Annotated in this window: 12 protein-coding genes; 7 read left to right on the plus strand and 5 right to left on the minus strand. The window is 68.4% G+C overall.

Going from position 1 to position 18262, the window contains the following annotated elements; translation table 11 throughout:
* The first annotated feature begins 53 nt into the window (after nucleotides 1–53).
* From AC5P7F_RS12095 to plsB, 3 genes are all read left to right on the plus strand, one after another.
* A complete protein-coding gene (locus tag AC5P7F_RS12095; protein WP_164077854.1) occupies nucleotides 54–875 on the plus strand; it encodes a trypsin-like serine protease in 822 nt (273 codons plus the stop codon).
* Between the two features lie 316 nt (nucleotides 876–1191).
* Nucleotides 1192–2145, plus strand: coding sequence for a hypothetical protein (locus tag AC5P7F_RS12100; protein ID WP_014645453.1), 954 nt, complete (start codon nucleotides 1192–1194; stop codon nucleotides 2143–2145).
* The gene (gene plsB, locus AC5P7F_RS12105; protein WP_032962379.1) at nucleotides 2145–4781 is read left to right on the plus strand and encodes a glycerol-3-phosphate 1-O-acyltransferase PlsB; all 2637 of its coding nucleotides are present in this window, start codon (nucleotides 2145–2147) and stop codon (nucleotides 4779–4781) included. Before AC5P7F_RS12100 ends, plsB begins: the two co-directional genes overlap by 1 nt.
* 100 nt (nucleotides 4782–4881) lie before the next feature.
* Here the strand turns inward: plsB and AC5P7F_RS12110 are convergent, their stop codons facing one another.
* Complete coding sequence (locus AC5P7F_RS12110; protein ID WP_032962381.1) at nucleotides 4882–5085, minus strand: YdcH family protein; 204 nt, start codon at nucleotides 5083–5085, stop codon at nucleotides 4882–4884.
* Nucleotides 5086–5176: 91 nt separating this feature from the next.
* Between AC5P7F_RS12110 and ttcA the strand changes: the two genes are divergently transcribed.
* Genes ttcA through AC5P7F_RS12125 form a run of 3 tightly spaced genes read left to right on the plus strand, consistent with a single transcriptional unit; the run spans nucleotide 5177 to nucleotide 7878 of the window.
* Nucleotides 5177–6097, plus strand: a complete 921-nt coding sequence (ttcA, locus tag AC5P7F_RS12115; protein WP_032962383.1) for a tRNA 2-thiocytidine(32) synthetase TtcA — start codon at nucleotides 5177–5179, stop codon at nucleotides 6095–6097.
* 36 nt (nucleotides 6098–6133) lie between these two features.
* Nucleotides 6134–7039: a recombination-associated protein RdgC gene (locus AC5P7F_RS12120; protein ID WP_005411825.1), complete on the plus strand. Its 906-nt coding sequence runs from the start codon at nucleotides 6134–6136 to the stop codon at nucleotides 7037–7039.
* A 59-nt stretch (nucleotides 7040–7098) separates the two neighbouring features.
* On the plus strand, nucleotides 7099–7878 hold the full coding sequence (locus tag AC5P7F_RS12125; protein ID WP_032962385.1) for a M48 family metallopeptidase: 780 nt from the start codon (nucleotides 7099–7101) through the stop codon (nucleotides 7876–7878).
* Between the two features lie 325 nt (nucleotides 7879–8203).
* On the opposite strand, the gene AC5P7F_RS12130 is transcribed toward AC5P7F_RS12125, so the two are convergent.
* The gene (locus tag AC5P7F_RS12130) at nucleotides 8204–9070 is read right to left on the minus strand and encodes a methylglyoxal synthase (protein WP_014035467.1); all 867 of its coding nucleotides are present in this window, start codon (nucleotides 9068–9070) and stop codon (nucleotides 8204–8206) included.
* Between the two features lie 166 nt (nucleotides 9071–9236).
* Here AC5P7F_RS12130 and AC5P7F_RS12135 point away from each other — a divergent pair, with 166 nt between their 5' ends.
* Complete coding sequence (locus AC5P7F_RS12135; RefSeq protein WP_164077853.1) at nucleotides 9237–11645, plus strand: ATP-binding protein; 2409 nt, start codon at nucleotides 9237–9239, stop codon at nucleotides 11643–11645.
* On the opposite strand, the gene AC5P7F_RS12140 is transcribed toward AC5P7F_RS12135, so the two are convergent.
* The 3 genes from AC5P7F_RS12140 to AC5P7F_RS12150 all read right to left on the minus strand — a co-directional run bounded on the left by AC5P7F_RS12140 (nucleotide 11631) and on the right by AC5P7F_RS12150 (nucleotide 18156).
* Nucleotides 11631–13076: an FAD-dependent oxidoreductase gene (locus tag AC5P7F_RS12140; RefSeq protein ID WP_032962391.1), complete on the minus strand. Its 1446-nt coding sequence runs from the start codon at nucleotides 13074–13076 to the stop codon at nucleotides 11631–11633. The two genes, AC5P7F_RS12135 and AC5P7F_RS12140, sit on opposite strands and share 15 nt — an antisense overlap.
* A gap of 61 nt (nucleotides 13077–13137) precedes the next feature.
* Nucleotides 13138–17592, minus strand: coding sequence for a glutamate synthase large subunit (gene gltB / locus AC5P7F_RS12145; protein WP_495204181.1), 4455 nt, complete (start codon nucleotides 17590–17592; stop codon nucleotides 13138–13140).
* Nucleotides 17593–17766: 174 nt separating this feature from the next.
* The gene (locus AC5P7F_RS12150; protein WP_014035471.1) at nucleotides 17767–18156 is read right to left on the minus strand and encodes an I78 family peptidase inhibitor; all 390 of its coding nucleotides are present in this window, start codon (nucleotides 18154–18156) and stop codon (nucleotides 17767–17769) included.
* Between the last annotated feature and the right edge of the window lie 106 nt (nucleotides 18157–18262).

Genomic DNA, 18262 nt, shown 5'->3' on the forward strand with positions numbered 1-18262 from the left:
GGCACGGACCGCGGCCGCGCCGGTTCCAACCATTGATAGAGGAGTACAGGGATATGTATCGCAGCACCTCTTTGTTCATCGGCCTGTTGTTGGCCGCGTCCGCCGTACCCGCCTTCGCTGCGCCACAGGTGCGCGAAGCACCGCGCATCATCGGCGGTGAAGCAGCGCCGGCTGGCGAGTACCCGTTCATGGTCAGCATCCAGGGCATCTTCGACGGCGATTCGGATCATGACCGCCACTTCTGCGGGGGCACCCTCATCTCGCCTTCGTGGGTGCTGACCGCCGCGCACTGCATGCAGGGGGAAGCGCCGGGCGGCATCGCCATCGTCGGCAACGCGGCGGCCCTGTCGACCGAAGCCTCGCCCCGCGCCTCCAACGTCAAGGCGATCCACGTCCATCCGGCATTCAACAGCGGCAACTCGCTGGAGCACGACGTGGCCCTGATCCAGCTCAACGCCCCCCTGGACGGTGCACAGCCGGTGGCGCTGCGGCTGCGGCCCGACGCCAGTTATCTCAAGCCGGGCCGCGAATTCACCGTGATCGGCTGGGGCGACACCGACATCGGCGATGGCCGGGTCTACCCGACCCAGCTGCAGACCGTGCAGGTGCCGTTCGTGGCATTCGATGAATGCCAGCAGGCCTACGGCGGGGAACTGTCGCGCGGCAAGGTGATCTGCGCCGGCCGCGAGGGCATCGACAGCTGCCAGGGGGACTCCGGCGGGCCGCTGCTGCTGCGCCTGCGTGAGGGCTGGACCCAGTTCGGCATCGTCAGCTGGGGCGAGGGCTGCGCGCTGGCCGGCTATCCGGGGATTTATGCCCGAATCGCCGAAAAACACGCCGTAGATTTCATTGAATCCGTCTGGCAGCACGATTGATTCAATAAAATCAAATACATACATGGCATTACGTGAAGTGTTGCCTTAACTTGAAGGGCAGCGTAGGATCGCCGCCATCCGGTCCTCGGACCGGACATGTGCCACAACACTGTCCTCCGGCCCCGTGCCGGTTTGAAGAGCCTGTGATCCCCGTGATCCGGGCTCTTTTTTTATCCCGCTGGTGGTTCTGGGGTCAGATCCCTTCTGCCTGCCGGCAGAAGGGATCTGACCCCCTTGGTTGGAAACGTGACCGCCCGGCTTGCCGCTGTCACGTCGCAGGCCGCAAGATGCGGGCCGGTCCGGGGAGTCCGAGTGCATGAGCGTGGCGGTGCGAGGAAGGTCTGCGCGTGGATGGGGGCTGGCGGCGATGCTGCTGCTGGCCGTTGCGGCATGCCGCGAGTCTGTGAACGATCCGGCCAGGCCAGCGGCCGAGCCGGTGGCTGCGGTGCAGGCGATGGCGTTGCGCCTGGCCGAAGATGATCTGGTCGGCTACGCAAAGCTGTCGGTACCGCCAGGCCAGTATCAGCGGCTGCAGCAGGCCTGGGCGGAGGGACACAGCCAGTGGCCGCTGACCGAGCTGCCGCTGGGGGACCAGCTGCTGCCGATGCTGGCCGCGCTGCGCAAGCCCGATGCCAGCACCGAACTGCAGCGCAGCTTCGACCGCCAGCTGGCCGGCCAGGCCAGCGCCGTGCGCCAGGCCGCGCAGTCGATGGGCAATTTCGGGGTGCAGTACCTGCGCCATCAGAAGGGCTACACGCCCGGCCAGCAGGCCCATTACATCGCCCTGGTCGAAACCCTTGCCGTTTGGGCGCAGGGCGCGCCGATCAGTGACCGCGCCCGTGCACGCAGCACCATCGCCGCGCTGGTCGGCGCGGCCGGCAAGGTCGGCTTCGATGACGAGGCTGGCCTGCAGGCGGCTGGCATGGAGGGCAGCCTGCAGCAGCTGGCGCCGTTCATCCACACCCTCAAGGCGGTGCTTGGCAGCTACGGGCTGGGCGTGGATGACGCGCTTCGCAGCGTGCGGGGCGAGCTGCTCTCGGTGGAAGGCGACAATGCGCTGGTACGCCTGCACTACGACCTGGCCGGCCGCGAGATGAGCCTGCAGCTGCCACTGAGCCGGCGCGAGGGCCACTGGTACCTGACCCGTACCCTGGCCGACACCGACGCGCTGCTGCGCAAGGCCGACGCGGCCCGCGCGGCCGCGTCGCCGGCAGCCGCTGAAGCCCCCGCCGAAGGTGGGGAAGCGGCAACGCCGCCGCCTAAGCCATAATGGCGCCGATGTCGAAACAGAACCCGCTGCCGTTCCCCGGCGAAGAATCCCAGTCGACGCCCGCCGATACGGTGCCGGCGTCCCCCTCGACCGGTACCGGCCCGAACCCGGTACCGCCGCCCGCGCACGCGCGTCCGGCCGGCCGCCGCCCGCTGTGGGCTCGCCTGCTCGGCCGTCTGGTCGAGCCGTGGCTGTCGCTGAAGATCGAACCGGAAGACCCGGGCCAGTACAACGATGGCCGCCCGGTCATGTACGTGCTGGAAGACTACGGCCTGTCCAACGCGCTGATCCTGGACAAGGCCTGCCGCCAGGCCGGCCTGCCGTCGCCGCTGGTGCCGCTGGCCGGTGACCCGACCGGCCGCAAGCGCGCCTACCTGGCGCTGTCGCGGCGCAGCTCCAGCAACTCGCTGATTCCCGAGCAGCGCGGCGCCAAGACCCACTCCGACTCGCTGGCCAAGGTCCTGCAGGCGCACCGCGTGCGCGATGACCTGGACGTGCACCTGGTGCCGGTGTCGATCTTCGTCGGCCGCGCCCCGGACAAGCAGAGCGGTTGGTTCGCGGTGCTGTTCTCGGAAAACTGGGCACTGGTCGGCCGCTTCCGTCGCCTGCTGGCGGTGCTGCTCAACGGCCGCAGCACCATCGTCCGCTTCGCCCCGCCGATCTCCCTGCGCAACACCGTGGATGAAGGCCTGGAGCCGGAGCGCACGGTGCGCAAGCTGCAGCGCGTGCTGCGTACGCACTTCCGACGCATCCGTGAATCGGTGATCGGCCCCGACCTGTCGACCCGGCGCCTGCTGGTGGACCAGGTGCTGGCCGCCGAGCCGGTACGCGAAGCGATCGCCGCACAGGCCAAGCGCGACAACTCAAAGCCGGCCGATGCCTGGAAGAAGGCACACGCCTACGCCTGGGAAATCGCTGCGGACTATTCCAGCCCGGTAGTGCGCTCGGCCAGCTTCATGCTCAGCCACGTGTGGAACCGCATCTATGCGGGCGTGCTGGTGCACCACCTGGACAAGTTCAAGGCCGCCGCGCCGGGGCACGAAGTGGTCTACGTGCCCAGCCACCGCAGCCACATGGACTACCTGCTGCTGTCCTACCTGCTGTACGACCGTGGCATCGTGCCGCCGCACATCGTGGCCGGCATCAACCTGAACCTGCCGGTGGTCGGCACCCTGCTGCGCAAGGGCGGTGCATTCTTCATCCGCCGCTCGATCCGTGGCAACGCGCTGTACTCGGCGGTGCTCAGCGAATACGTCGCGCAGCTGGTGGCCGGCGGCTACTCGCTGGAGTACTTCGTCGAAGGCGGCCGCTCGCGTACCGGCCGGCTGCTGCAGCCCAAGGGCGGCATGATCTCGATGACGCTGCGCGCGTTCCTGCGCCAGCCGCGCAAGCCGGTGCTGTTCCAGCCCATCTACATCGGCTACGAGAAGCTGATGGAAGGCGGCAGCTACCTGGACGAACTGTCCGGCCGGCCGAAGGAAAAGGAATCGATCTGGTCGCTGCTGTGGGGCATCCCCAAGGTGCTCAAGCAGAACTATGGCCAGGTGGTGGTGAACTTCGGCGAGCCGATCGCGCTGAACGACGTGCTGGCCGAGAAGGCGCCGGAGTGGAAGGGCGAGGCGGTGTCCGAGGACGAAAAGCCTGCCTGGCTGTCGACCACGGTGGACACGCTGGCCGAACGCATCCAGGTGCGCATCAATGGCGCCGCCGACGTCAACCCGATCAACCTGCTGGCGCTGGCCCTGCTGTCCACGCCGAAGCACGCGATGGGCGAGGCCGACCTGATCGCGCAGATCGAACTGTGCAAGACCCTGCTGGTCGAGATGCCGTACTCGGACCGGGTGACGGTGACGCCGCACTCGCCGGAGCGGATCATCGCCCACGCCGAGGAAATCAACGTCCTCACCCGCATCAAGCACCCGCTGGGCGATGTGCTCAGCGTCAGTGGCGACACCGCAGTGCTGCTGAGCTACTTCCGCAACAACGTGGTGCACCTGTTCACCGCCTCGTCGTGGGTGGCCTGCTGCTTCCAGAACAACCGCCGCATGAGCCGCACCGGCCTGGTCCAGCTGGGCCGTACGGTGTACCCGTTCCTCCAGGCCGAGCTGTTCCTGCCGTGGAGCGAGGACGAGTTCGCCCAGCGCATCGACCGGACCATCGATGTGTTCGTGCGCGAGGGCCTGCTGCAGAACGTCAACGATGACGACGGCGGCATCCTGGCGCGCAACACCGGGCAGACCGACGAGGTGTTCCGCCTGCGCGCGATCGGCCATTCGCTGCAGCAGGCGTTCGAGCGCTATTACATTGCCATCTCGGTGCTGGTGAAGAACGGCCCCGGCGTGCTCGGCGCTGCCGAGCTGGAAAGCCTGTGCCAGCAGGCCGCGCAGCGGCTGAGCCTGCTCTATGCGCCGGCCGCGCCGGAGTTCTTCGACAAGTCCCTGTTCCGTGGCTTCATCCAGAAGCTGCGCGAACTGCGCCTGGTGTGGCCGGACGAGAACAGCAAGCTGCTGTTCGACGAGCGCCTGGATGCCTGGGCCAAGGATGCCAAGTTCATCCTGGGCCGTGAGCTGCGCCACACCATCGAACGGGTCAGCCCGGAAGCGGCCCGCCCGGACGAGCCTGCGCCGCAGGATTGAAGGCAGCGCCGGGTCCTGCCCGGCGAACGACATGCCAACCAAGGTTGGCATCTACCGGGGCGAAGCAGTAGGTCCACGCCATGCGTGGATGGGCCACCGCTCAGGCCGGCTCGTCGGGAATCTGCAGGCTTTCCAGCCTGGCGATGCAGTCCTTCAGCTGCAGCTTGCGCCGCTTCAGGCGCTTGGACTCCAGCTCGTCCTCGCCGTTGGCGGCCATGCGGGTGATCTGTTCATCCAGCAGGCGGTGCTCGGCGCGCAGGGCGACGAGGCGCTCGACGATCTCGGCGGGGCTGTAGGTGTCCACAGCCTCCGAGCATACACAGCGATGATGACCGCCGGGAGAGGGGAATCCCGATCCCCGGCCGGGGCGGCTCCGAGCCGTTAGAATGGAACCCATGAGTGCCGTGATTTCCCTTCCCGATCCCCCACCGCGCGCCGCCCGCGATCCGCGCGTGGCCGAGCGCGAGCAGCACAAGCTGGCCAAGCGCCTGCGCCGCCAGGTCGGCGAGGCGATTGCCGACTTCGGCATGATCGAGGCCGGCGACAAGGTCATGGTGTGCCTGTCCGGCGGCAAGGACAGCTACACCCTGCTGGACGTGCTGCTGCAGCTGCAGAAGAAGGCGCCGGTGCCGTTCGAGCTGGTGGCGGTGAACCTGGACCAGAAGCAGCCGGACTTCCCCGAGCACGTGCTGCCGGAATACCTGGCAGGCCTGGGCGTGCCGTACCACATCATCGAGCAGGACACCTATTCGGTGGTCAGCCGGGTCATCCCGGAAGGCAAGACCATGTGTTCGCTGTGCTCGCGCCTGCGTCGTGGCGCGCTGTACAACTACGCCGAGACCCATGGCTTCACCAAGATCGCGCTGGGCCACCACCGCGACGACATGGTGGCCACGTTCTTCATGAACCTGTTCCACCACGCCAAGCTGTCGGGCATGCCGCCGAAGCTGCGCAGCGACGACGGCAGGCACGTGGTGATCCGGCCGCTGGCCTACGTGCGCGAGAGTGACATCGTCGAGTACGCGCAGGCACGCCGGTTCCCGATCATTCCCTGCAACCTGTGCGGCAGCCAGGAGAACCTGCAGCGCCGCCAGGTCGGCCTGATGCTGAAGCAATGGGAAAAGGACCACCCGGGCCGCATCGAGCAGATCGCGCGCGCCATGGGTGAAGTCCGGCCCTCGCAGCTGGCCGACACCACCCTGTTCGACTTCATGGCGCTGGGCCGTCGCGACGACGCGCCGCTGCCCGACGCCCATGCCTGGCTGGCCGGCTCCCCGGCCGACGCCGACGCAGATCCCGAGACGCCCACCGTTTAAGGTCGGGCGCCCTTCCTCTTCGCCATCCGGAATTCCATGTTCTTTCGCAACCTGACGTTCTTCCGTTTCCCGACCACCACCGATTTTTCCGAAGTCGACACCCTGCTGCCGCACGCCCTGCTGAAGCCGGTCGGCGCGCTGGAAATGAATTCGCGCGGCTTCATCTCGCCGTTCGGCCGCGAGGAGAAGGAACTGCTCTCCCACCGCATCGCCGAACACCTGTGGCTGACCGTGGGCGGCGAGGACAAGATCCTGCCGGCGGCGGTGGTCAACGACCTGCTCGAGCGCAAGCTGGAGGAGATCGAGGAGAAGGAAGGCCGCCGCCCGGGTGGCCGCGAGCGCAAGCGGATGAAGGACGACCTGCTGCATGAACTGCTGCCGCGCGCCTTCGTGAAGTCCTCGCGCAATGATGCCTTCATCGACCTGCAGCACGGCTACGTGGCGGTGGATACCTCCAGCCGCAAGACCGGCGAGTACTTCATGTCCGACATCCGCGGCCTGCTCGGCAGCTTCCCGGCGATGCCGCTGAACGCCGAAGTCGCACCGCGTTCGATCCTGACCGGCTGGATCGCCGGCGAGCCGCTGCCGACCGGGCTGAGCCTGGGCGAAGAGTGCGAGATGAAGGATCCGGTGGAAGGCGGCGCCGTGGTCAAGTGCCAGCACCAGGAACTGCGCTGCGACGAGATCGACAAGCACCTGGACGCCGGCAAGCAGGTGACCAAGCTGGCGCTGATCTTCGAGGACAACCTGTCCTTCGTGATCGGCGACGACCTGATCGTGCGCAAGCTGAAGTTCCTCGACGGCGCACTGGACCAGCTGGAGCATGCCGACGAAGACGGCCGCCGCGCCGAGTTCGACGCCCGCTTCGCCCTGCAGAGCGCCGAGATCCGCCGCCTGTTCCTGTTGCTGGAAGAAGCGTTCAAGCTCAGCAAGGCTGACTGAACAGGCACCCTGTGGGCCGCCGGTCATCCGGCGGCCCGAAGCAGCGCTATGCTGGGCGCATGAGCCGTCTGCTGCGCCGCCTGATCAGCCCGACCCCGCCCGCTACCGTGCAGCGCGACACCGTTCGCCTGCGCCTGGAGGATGCCGAGATCGAGGTGCTGCGCGTGCGCGATCCGCGCGCGCGCCGGATCAAGCTGAGCGTGGACGAGCGCGGCGCACGGTTGACGCTGCCGCCGCGGGCCAGCCTGGTGATGGGCGAGCGATTCCTGGAACAGCACCGCGACTGGTTGGCGCTGCAGCTGCGCCAGTACCAGAGCCAGGGCCTGCCCGCCCCGTTGCAGCCGGGCGAGGACGGCGTGCTGCCACTGCGCGGCGACCTGTTGCCGCTGCGCTGGCAGGAAGGCCGCTATGCGCGGCTGGAGATCGACGAACACGGCGCCTGCGTGCAGTGGCCGACCCGTGCCGGCGATGCCACCCTGCGCCGCCTGCTGCGCGAGTTCTACGAAGCACAGACCCGCGCCGATGTCGGCCGCTGGCTGCCGAAGTACCTGCCCACCCTGCCACGTGCACCCAGCCGCCTGCGGCTGAAGGTGATGTCTTCGCAGTGGGGCTCGCTGGCGCCGGACGGCAGCATGGCACTGGACCTGGCACTGGTGCTGGGGCGCCCTGAAGCATTCGAGTATGTGCTGGTGCACGAACTCTGCCACCTGATCCAGCCGAATCATTCGCCCGCGTTCTGGCACGAAGTGGAACAACGTTTCCCCGCGTGGCGCGAGCAGCGCGACTACTTCCAGCTGGAAGGGCGCAGGCTGAAGGCGATGCTTCGCCAGCTGCTGTAGAGCTGAGCCGATGCTCGGCTGACGCGCGTGGCGCGGATATCCAGCCCTCGCGATCGACAGCAGCCGAGCATGGCTCGGCTCTACAAAAGCGCGCGCAGCGCGCGACCCGCTCCTGCTCTTCCTTCTTTCTTCCGTGATGGGCACACAGGAAACTGTCCGTGGCCGGGCGGGGTGGGTTGCGCAGGGGCGTGAGCCGCATGGATGCGGCGACCGAGCTTGCAAGGACGTACTTGCAGCGACCCCTGCGCAATCCACCCCGCCCGGCAGAGCACGGCTTCTGATTTGAACGACCCACCACGAGGGGCTCAGCCGTTGGCCGAAACCCTCACCCCGCCCGCAACGCCGCCGCTGCCGCCCAGCGTGCCGCCACCCGCGGCGCCGTGATGCACACCGCCTGGTCGGTCACCGTCGTCACCGCGCGCTCCAGCAGCTGGATATCGGCCTCGTGCTGGCGTGCCACATGCGGGTCCTCGAAGAAGATCGCGCGCTGGCAGCGCCCCTCCAGCACCCGGTCGGCAATCTGTGCATCGCCGCCCATCGGGCCACTCTGGTAACGCGTCACCCACGGCGTATCGCTGGGCCAACCCCGGCTCCAGGCCAGCTCGTTCAAGCGCTGCCCGGTGGTGCCCGTCGCAACGCGTTGGCCAAACCGGGCCAGCACATCGAAGTGCTCGTCAGCGAAGGCCAGCATCGCCGGCTTCATCGCATCATGCGCGATCAGCGCCAGCGTCTGCCCCTGGAAGGCATGCAGGTCGTCGGCACCGGTGTCGGCAGCCAGCCCGGCGTGGATGCGCTCCACCTCGATCCAGTCGCGTGCAGTGGCCACGGTTGAAATGAACGGCTTGCCGTGGATCACGCACTGCCGCTTGAGCGCGGTTGCTTCCGGAAACACCGAGGACGGATCGACCGGGTCGATCAGGTAGATCGCACCGTCCAGTGTCCGCTCCGGCCCCATGCCGACCACTTCGGCCACCAGCTTCATCAGGCCTCCCTCGCGCCCGTAGGGATACCGGTGCAGGCCGCCGTAGCCGGCCAGGAATCCCTGCCGTTCGATCGCATCGTGGGTGCGCCCGACCGCGTGCAGTGACACCCCCAGTTCGCGCAGGCCTGCCTCGCTGGCACGCAGCCAGCGGAACAGCGCCGCGCGCGCATCGTGGTGATGGAGACGGTTGGCAGCCAGGCCGATACGCATCGAGCGCTCCGTAGGACGGGTAGAAGCGGCAGTGTATGTCGGCATTCGCCGATGCGGATGCTTTTCCAATTTTTCTCATTGTCGCGGAAGCCTGCCTCGCTAGCGTGGCTGGCAGCGGTACCGCTGCGCGGCCGTGGTTCCTGCCCGCGAAATGAGGACGTCTACCGTGAATGTCGCCGGCCGCCGCGCCGTCGCCGCCGTCATGGCATCGCTGTTGCTGCCCGGCATCGCCGCTGCATCCGGTTGTACGGGCCCCCTGCAGGTGGCATGGCGCTCCGACCGGCCGCCCCTGTCATACAGCCAGCAGGGCGAGGTTGCGGGACTGGCCGCGGATTACCTGCCGCTGCTGGGCATGCAGGCGGCGCAGCATGCGAAGCCGTTGCCTGCGACGGTACTTACCGAGGGAGCACTGCCGGCCGGCACCCAGGTGCTGCTGGGCTGGCCGCGCGCACAGCTGCCGACAGGCTGGGTGGCCAGCAGGGCCTACCTGGAGGTGCCGCAGGTGATCGTGCGGCGCGAGGGCGCCGCTGCGGTGCTGGGGCTGGAGGGCCTGCGTGGCCGCAGCGTGGCCAGCCCGGACCGGCTGCCGCTGGAGCCATTGCTGGCCGAGCAGGCCCCGGGGGCGCAGCTGCTGGCCCCTGCGCCGCTGGACCACGCGCTGTCACTGCTGCGTGCCGGGCTGGTCGACGCCGTGGTCGCCAATCTCGCTGAACTGGAGGCCGCGCTCCGCGCGGAGCCAGGCGATGCTGTGGTGATCGCGGCACCCGCGGGCTTCGGCGATGCACTGGTACTCGCGGCCGTGCCGGCCTGTGCCGAGGTGGTCGCTGCTTTCGACCAGCGGCTCCTGCAGGAGAGCGATGCACGTCGCGCGTCGAGCCGCAGCGCCTGGCTGCCGGACCGGCCACGCGCGCGGCTCACCGGTTCGGCGCTGCGCTGGCTGGTGCCGGCGTCGCTGATCCTGCTCGCGCTCGTGCTGCTGCATGCCTTCGGCTACTGGCGCGTGCATCGCGAGAGCGTGCGCCGCCGCGTGCTGGAGCAGCGGTTGCACGACGTCACCGCGAACCTGCCGGCGGTGGTCTACCAGGCCCGCCGTTCGGCAACCGGCCACTACAGCCTGGCGCAGATCGCCGGTGACGTGCAGGCGTTGTTCGGCGTAAGCGTGGAGACTGCGCGGATCGACCATCTGCAACTGCTGGCCGCGGTGCATGCCGACGACCGCAGCCGGGTGATGGCGTGCATCGAAGCGGCCGCGCTGGTGCGCGGTCCCATCGACGTTACGTTCCGCACCCGGTCGGCGCAGGGCTGGCGCTGGGTCCGCTCACAGGGACGACCGCTGCAGTGCGATGACAGCAGCGTGGAGTGGAGCGGCTACTGGTTGGATGTCAGTGAAGCACAGGCGCGTGCAGTAGCGCTGGCCGAGGCACGCCGCGCGGCCGAGCAGGCGGCGCTGGCCAAGAGCCATTTCCTGGCGACCATGAGCCACCAGATCCGCACGCCGATGAGTACCCTGCTGGGCATGCTGGAGCGATTGGCTGCCAGTGACCTGGATGCGGGCCAGCGGCAGGTGCTGACCACCGTGGGTGATGCCGCGCAGATGCTGCGACAGATCCTGGACGATGTGCTGCACAGCCAGCGCCTGCAGCCAGCGCCACTGCAGCTGCGGCCGACCGATCTTGCGGCGCTGGTGCGCGCGGTGCAGCAGCTGTTGATGCCCGTCGCGGCCAGCCGCGGCCTGCACCTGCACAGCGAGATCGACCCCATGCTGCAGCAGTGGTCGCTGGCCGATGGGCTGCGCCTGCGCCAGGTCCTGTTCAACCTGGCCGGTAATGCACTCAAGTTCACTCTGCAGGGAAGCGTGGTGCTGCAGGCCCATGTGCTGCAGCAGCGCGATGGCGGGCAGCGGTTGCGCCTGCAGGTGACCGATACGGGCGTGGGCATCAGCATGGAGCGGCAACAGGCGGTATTCGCTGCCTACGAGCAGGCCGAGACCTCGACCACGCGCCGCTTTGGTGGCAGTGGGCTGGGCCTGTCGATCTGCCGCGAGCTGGCGGCATCGATGGGGGGCCAGCTGCACCTGCGCAGCGCGCCGGGCAAGGGAACCACCGTATGGCTGGAACTGGTGCTGGCGGCCTCTGCGGCACCGACGGTGGTACCGGTGCTCACGACGGCCGTGCAACGGCCGCTGCCGCCGGCGCGGGCACTGGTTGTTGAAGACCATCCGACCAACCTGCAGTTGCTGGTACAGCGCCTGCGCGAGCTGGGGCTGCAGGTACACGCCTGCGACGACGGCCAGCAGGCATGGGAGGCCTGGCAGGCGCAGCCCTTTGATCTGGTCATCACCGACTGCCATATGCCGCACATGGACGGCTTCGCGCTGGCACGGGCGATCCGTGGCGATACCTGTGCCATCCGTGCGCAGGTGCCGATCGTCGCGCTGACTGCCAGTGTGCTGGAACGCACACGCGAGGCCTGCCGTGATGCGGGCATCGACCATTTCCTGGCCAAGCCGGTGGCGCCGTGCGAACTGCGCGCGCTGCTGGAGGAGCTGCTGTTGCCGGACTCAGTGCGCCAGTAGGCGGACGATGCTGGCAGCGGCATCGCGGCCTTCGGCCACGGCGGTCACCACCAGGTCTGCACCGCGTACCGCGTCGCCACCGGCGAACAGGCGTGGATGCGCGGTCTGGAACGGCAGGCGGTCCTTGCCCCCGGCGACGATGCGGCCGTTGGGCTGGCCTTCCACCCCCAGGTCCGCCAGCCACGCCGGCACGCTCGGCGAGAAGCCGAAGGCGATGATCACCACGTCCGCTTCCAGCAGGGATTCACTGCCTTCGATCGGCACGGCGTTCTGGCGGCCATTGGCATCGGGTTCGCCCAGCCGGGTTTCGACCACGGTCACGCCGATCACTTCATCGTCGGCGCCGGCTTCGATCGACAGCGGTTGGCGGTTGAACAGGAAGCGCACGCCCTCTTCGCGCGCATTGGCCACTTCGCGAGCGCTGCCGGGCATGTTGGCTTCGTCGCGCCGGTAGGCGCAGGTGACCTTGGCCGCGCCGAGGCGCACCGCGCTGCGCACGCAGTCCATGCCGGTATCGCCACCACCGAGCACCACCACCCGCTTGCCGTTGAGGTCGGGCAGGGCGATGGTGTCTTCCCAGCCGGCAATCGGCCGGCCCTTCGGGTCATCGCCGCCGACGATGCGGCTGTTCTGCACCAGGAACGGCAGCGCCGGCAGCACGCCCTTCAGGTCCTGGCCGTCGAGGCCACCATCGGTGTAGCGGTAGGCGCCGGTACCGATGAACACCGCATCGTGGGTGTCCAGCAGCTGCTGCACGCTGAGGTCGCGGCCGATCTCCACGCCGAGGCGGAACTGCACGCCCATGCCCTCCAGCACGTCGCGGCGCCGGTGGATCACGTCCTTGTCCAGCTTGAAGCTGGGAATGCCGAACTGCAGCAGGCCGCCGATCTGCTCGTAGCGGTCATAGACCACCGCGGCAATGCCGGCGCGGGCCAGGCGGTCGGCGCAGGCCAGGCCCGCGGGACCGGCCCCGATCACCGCCACGCTGCGGCCGGTCGGCTGCACCGCGCCCAGGTCAGGGCGCCAGCCGCTGGCCAGCGCGGTATCGACGATGTACTTCTCCACCGCACCGATGGTGACCGCACCGAACTCTTCCAGCGTGCAGCTGCCCTCGCACAGGCGATCCTGCGGGCAGACCCGGCCGCACACCTCCGGGAGCGGGTTGGTGCTGTGGCACAGCGTGGCGGCTTCGTGGATGCGGTTCTCCTGCACCAGCTGCAGCCACTGCGGAATGGCGTTGTGCACCGGGCACTTCCAGCTGCAGTACGGGTTGCCGCAGTCCAGGCAGCGGCCCGCCTGGTACTGGGCGTCCTCCTTGCCGAACTTTCCGTACAGCTCGCCCCAGTCGCCGGACGTGCGCAGTTCCACCGGGATGCGCTGCGGCATGGTGCGGGGCAGGTCGAGGAACTGGAAGGCGTGCTTGCGGCTCATGGCGGGCTCTGGAATGCGGGAGGGAACGTTGCCGGCCAGCGGCCGGCACTACCGGAAAACATCACGCGGCGCGTCGCAGGGTTTCGGTCAGCGACTCGATGCTGGCGGCCTTGGGTTTGACCAGCCAGAACTTGCCGATGTAATCGCGGAACTCGTCCAGGATCTGTTGTGCCCAGATGCTGCCGGTCAGCTCGCGATGGCGGCCGATCAGGCGGTGCAGGTGCTGGCGGTAGTTCTCGAAGCCTTCGGCGGACACGCGATGGATGTCGATCAGCTCGTGGTTGTAGCGGTCGACGAAATCACGGTCCACGTCCAGTACGTAGGCCAGGCCGCCGGTGAAGCCGGCGCCGAAGTTCAGCCCGACCTTGCCCAGCACCAGCACCACGCCATCGGTCATGTACTCGCAGCAGTGGTCACCGGCACCTTCGACCACGGCCAGTGCGCCGGAATTGCGCACCGCGAAGCGCTCGCCGGCGCGGCCGGCAGCGAACAGCTCACCGTCGGTGGCACCGTAAAGGCAGGTGTTGCCGATGATGGCGGTGCTGCGTGCCTCGAAGCGCGCGCCACGCGGCGGCCGCACCACCAGCCGGCCGCCAGCCATGCCCTTGCCGACGTAATCGTTGGCTTCGCCTTCCACTTCCAGGTGCAGGCCACCGACATTGAAGGCGCCGAAGCTCTGCCCGGCGCTGCCACGGAAGCGCAGTTCCAGCGGTGCCTCGGCCATGCCCTGGTTGCCGTGCGCGCGTGCCACCGCACCCGCCAGGCGGGTACCGATGCTGCGGTCGGTGTTGTGGATCAGGAAGCGATGCTCGCCGCCGCGCTTGTGCTCGATGGCCGGGGCCAGCAGGCCATCCATCTGCGTGGCCAGGCTGTCCGGCGATTCGTACAGGCGCTGCGCGGCGCAGTGGCTGCCCTCGTAGCGGCTGTCGGCCAGCAGGCGCGACAGGTCCACGCGCACGCCGTCGCGCGGCGCGGATTCGATCTGGCGCAGCAGGTCGGTACGGCCGACGATCTCTTCCAGCGAACGCGCGCCCAGGTAGGACAGCCAGCCACGCACTTCCTCGGCCAGCAGCCGGAAGAAGTTCTCCACGCGCTCGGGCTGCCCGGTGAAGTGGTTCTCGCGCAGGCGCTCGTCCTGGGTGGCCACGCCGGTGGCACAGTTGTTGAGGTGGCAGATGCGCAGGTACTTGCAGCCCAGCACGATCATCGGCGCGGTGCCGAAGCCGAAGCTGTCGGCGCCCAGCAATGCGGCCTTGACCACGTCCAGCCCGGTCTTCAGGCCGCCATCGGTCTGCAGCAGGGTACGGCCGCGCAGGTCGTTGGCGAGCAGCGCCTGGTGCGCCTCGGCCACGCCCAGCTCCCACGGCACGCCGGCATAGCGGATCGAGCTGACCGGCGAGGCACCGGTGCCGCCATCATGGCCGGAGATGGTGATCAGGTCCGCACCGGCCTTGACCACGCCCGCCGCAATCGTTCCGACGCCGGCATGGCTGACCAGCTTCACCGACACCAGCGCGGTCGGGTTGACCTGCTTGAGGTCGTAGATCAGCTGCGCCAGGTCCTCGATCGAATAGATGTCGTGATGCGGCGGCGGCGAAATCAGACCGATGCCCGGGCGCGCATAGCGCAGCCGCGCGATCAGTTCGTTGACCTTGTGCCCGGGCAGCTGGCCACCCTCGCCGGGCTTGGCACCCTGCGCGACCTTGATCTGCAGCACCTCGGCATTGACCAGGTACTCGGCGGTCACGCCGAAGCGCCCGGAGGCCACCTGCTTGATCTTGCTGCGCCTGGCGGTGCCATAGCGTGCGGGGTCTTCACCGCCTTCGCCGGAATTGCTGCGGCCCCCCAGGCGATTCATCGCAATCGCCAGCGCTTCATGCGCTTCCGGTGACAGGGCACCGAGGCTGATCGCCGCGGTATCGAAGCGCGGGAACAGTTCGCTGGCCGGGGCCACTTCATCGAGCGGTGCGGGCGTGGCGGCAGGGACCAGTTCCAGCAGGTCACGCAGTGCCGAGGGCGGGCGCGCATGCACCGCATCGCAGTACTGCTGCCAGGCACGCGGATCGCCGCTGCGCGCCGCGCGCTGCAGGGTGGTGACCACGTCCGGGTTGTACATGTGGTACTCGCCGCCGTGCACGTACTTCAGCAGGCCGCCGACATCCACGTCCTGCTGCGCGTCCCACGCCTGCGCGCACAGCTCGCGCGCGTCGGCATCCAGGCGCGCGAAACCCGCGCCACCGATGCGCGAAGCGGTATCCGGGAAGCACAGATCGACGACCTCCGGTTCCAGGCCGATGATCTCGAACAGCTGCGCGCCGCGGTAGCTGGCCACGGTACAGATGCCCATCTTCGAGATGATCTTCGACAGCCCCTTGTAGACGCCCTTGCGGTAGCGGCGGCCGATCTGCGACTGCTCACCGCCCTTGCTGAGCTTGAGGATGCCGCGACGGCCCAGGTCGAACAGGGTCTGGTAGGCCAGGTACGGATACACCGCCGTGGCGCCGAAGCCGAGCAGGCAGGCCATGTGGTGCGGGTCGCGCGCGGTGCCGGTCTCGACGATGAGATTCACGTCGCAGCGCAGGCCCAGCCGCGAGAGGTGGTGGTGGATGGCGCTGGTGGCCAGCAGCGCATGCACCATCGGCCGCCCGGCCACCGGGTAGCGGTCGGACAGCAGCAGCATCACCATGCCGTCGCGCGCGGCCTGTTCGGCCTCGGCGCAGATGCGCTCGATGCCGGCACGCAGACCCTCGTCTTCGCTGTAGGACAGGTCGAGCAGGCGGTTGGCCTGCACGTACTGCTCCATCTTCAGCAGCTGGCGCAGCTTGCGCTGGCTGAGCACCGGCGAATTGAGGATGACGTGGTTCACCGTCTCCGGACCGGCATGGAAGATGTTGGTCTCCTTGCCGAGCTGGGTGGACAGGGACATCGCGCAGTCTTCGCGCAGCGGATCGATCGGCGGGTTGGTGACCTGCGCGAAGGCCTGGCGGAAATAGTCGTACAGCGGGCGGCTGCGCTGGCTCAGCACCGCCATCGGCGTGTCGTCGCCCATCGAGCCGGTGGCTTCCTGCTCGGTCTCGGCCAGCGGCCGCAGCACCTGCTCCACTTCCTCGCTGCTGAGCTGGTACAGCTTGTGGTAGCTGCGCAGGGTGGCTTCGTCGAACGGCTCTTCCACCAGCGACGGGTCGATCAGTTCGGTCTGCAGGTAGGTCACGCCCTGCTGCAGCCACTGCTTGTAGGGCGCGCGGCCGCGGTTGATGCGGTCGACCGCATCGGAGTCGAGCAGGTCGCCGCGCTTGAGGTCGATCGCGATCATTTCGCCGGGGCCGAGCTTGCCCTTGCGCACCACCCGCTCGGTGGGCACTTCCCACACGCCCGCTTCAGAGGCAACCAGGAAGTGGCGGTCGGCGGTCAGCATCCAGCGTGCCGGGCGCAGGCCGTTGCGGTCGAGGGTGCAGACGGCGTAGCGGCTGTCGCAGGCAACGATGCCGGCCGGGCCATCCCACGGCTCGCTGTTCAGGCCGTGGAACTCGTAGAACGCGGCCAGGTCCGGGTCCTTGAACTCCAGCGACTGGGTGGCCGGCGGCACCAGGATGCGCAGCGCCTGGATCAGCTCCATGCCACCGGCGACCATCAGTTCCAGCATGTTGTCCAGGCTCTGCGAGTCCGAGCCGTGCATGGAGATCACCGGGTCGAATTCGGCGATGTCGAAGCGCGGCGTCTTCCACACCTTGCTGCGCGCCTGGGCCCAGCGGCGGTTGCCTTCGATGGTGTTGATCTCGCCATTGTGGGCGAGCATCCGGAACGGGTGGGCAAGCGGCCAGCGCGGCAGCGTGTTGGTCGAGAAGCGCTGGTGGAACACGATCGCGCTGGAGGCCAGTTCGCGCCGCTGCAGGTCGGGATAGAAGCGGCTGAGCTTGTCCGGCAGCACCATGCCCTTGTAGCTGATCGCATCGGGGGTGAGGGTGGTGACGTAGAAATCAGCGTGATCGCGCAGCTGCTGCTCGCTGCGGCGACGGGCCAGGAACAGCGCCAGCGCGAAGCCGGCATCGTCCTGGCCGACACCGGCATCGACGAACACCTGTTCGATGCGCGGCAGGGTATCGCGCGCCAGCTGGCCGCAGACGCTGTCATCGGTGGGTACCTCGCGCCAGCCGGCGACCTTGCAGCCGACCGCTTCCACCTGCGCCTGCAGCTGGGTACGGCAGGCGTCGGCGGCCTCGGTGTCGTGCGGCAGGAACACCAGGCCGGCAGCGAAGCGCGCGGCGGTGGTGATGCCGGCTTCGCTGGCCAGCAGTTTCAGGAATGCATCGGGGCGGCGCAGCAGCAGGCCACAGCCATCGCCGGTCAGGCCATCGGCGGCGACGCCGCCACGGTGGGTCATGCGCGAAAGCGCGGCGATGGCGGTATCAACCAACAGGCGCGAAGGTTGATCGTCGAGCTGGGCGACCATGCCAAATCCACAGGCATCGCGCTCGGAGCGCGGGTCGTAAAGCCCTTGGCGGTTGCGGGGGGCCATCTCTACCTCGATGCGTATAGGGTTGGCGGCGACACTCGTCCCCGCTCATTCCCTGGAGCGCATCGTGAGGCCACCGGATGCCTCGACTAGATCACAGGTTGCTGCAGCGCCGCAATACACGGTTGCAGGTGCAACAGAACGCGCCGGCAACCCCGTGCCGGCGCGGGGTCGCCCTCAGCCGCAGCGCACGCCGCTGACCAGGCCCTTGTCGTCCACTTCGATGTTCAGGCGGTCGCCGAGGAATTCCATCGTGGCCACGTCGTTGGGCTTCATGACGCGCAGCTGGTGGGCACCGGCATCTTCCTGCGCCTGCTTGCCCAGCGCGTCGGCGTAGGCCTGGCCGACCAGGCTCTGCACCTGGCTGGCATCGCAGGTGCCGACCGGCGGTGCCTCGGTGGCCTTGCCGGCTTCGTCGGCGGGTGCCTTGGCGGCTTCGGCAGCCTGCTGGGCATGGGCCGTGGCCGAATCCTGTTCATCCAGCGCCGGTGCCTGGCAGGCGGTCAGGGCCAGCACGGCCGGCAGCAGCAGGGCGGAGAGCGAACGGGCGCGAATCGGGAACGACATCATGACTCCGGAAGGGATTGTGAAAGCCCGAGCATAGCGGCGAACCGATCCTCACGTGTTTGTCTTGTGTTATCGACAGGATCGCGGCAGCGCGGCAGCGACACTG

The sequence above is a fragment of the Stenotrophomonas sp. YJH_SMC_105-26 genome, from assembly GCF_059368915.1.

Coding starts and splice junctions, on each gene's coding strand:
- AC5P7F_RS12095 (WP_164077854.1), top strand. CDS start 54: ATGTATCGCAGCACCTCTTTGTTCATCGGCCTGTTGTTGGCCGCGTCC.
- AC5P7F_RS12100 (WP_014645453.1), top strand. CDS start 1,192: ATGAGCGTGGCGGTGCGAGGAAGGTCTGCGCGTGGATGGGGGCTGGCG.
- plsB (WP_032962379.1), top strand. CDS start 2,145: ATGGCGCCGATGTCGAAACAGAACCCGCTGCCGTTCCCCGGCGAAGAA.
- ttcA (WP_032962383.1), top strand. CDS start 5,177: ATGAGTGCCGTGATTTCCCTTCCCGATCCCCCACCGCGCGCCGCCCGC.
- AC5P7F_RS12120 (WP_005411825.1), top strand. CDS start 6,134: ATGTTCTTTCGCAACCTGACGTTCTTCCGTTTCCCGACCACCACCGAT.
- AC5P7F_RS12125 (WP_032962385.1), top strand. CDS start 7,099: ATGAGCCGTCTGCTGCGCCGCCTGATCAGCCCGACCCCGCCCGCTACC.
- AC5P7F_RS12130 (WP_014035467.1), bottom strand. CDS start 9,070: ATGCGTATCGGCCTGGCTGCCAACCGTCTCCATCACCACGATGCGCGC.
- AC5P7F_RS12140 (WP_032962391.1), bottom strand. CDS start 13,076: ATGAGCCGCAAGCACGCCTTCCAGTTCCTCGACCTGCCCCGCACCATG.
- gltB (WP_495204181.1), bottom strand. CDS start 17,592: ATGGCCCCCCGCAACCGCCAAGGGCTTTACGACCCGCGCTCCGAGCGC.
- AC5P7F_RS12150 (WP_014035471.1), bottom strand. CDS start 18,156: ATGTCGTTCCCGATTCGCGCCCGTTCGCTCTCCGCCCTGCTGCTGCCG.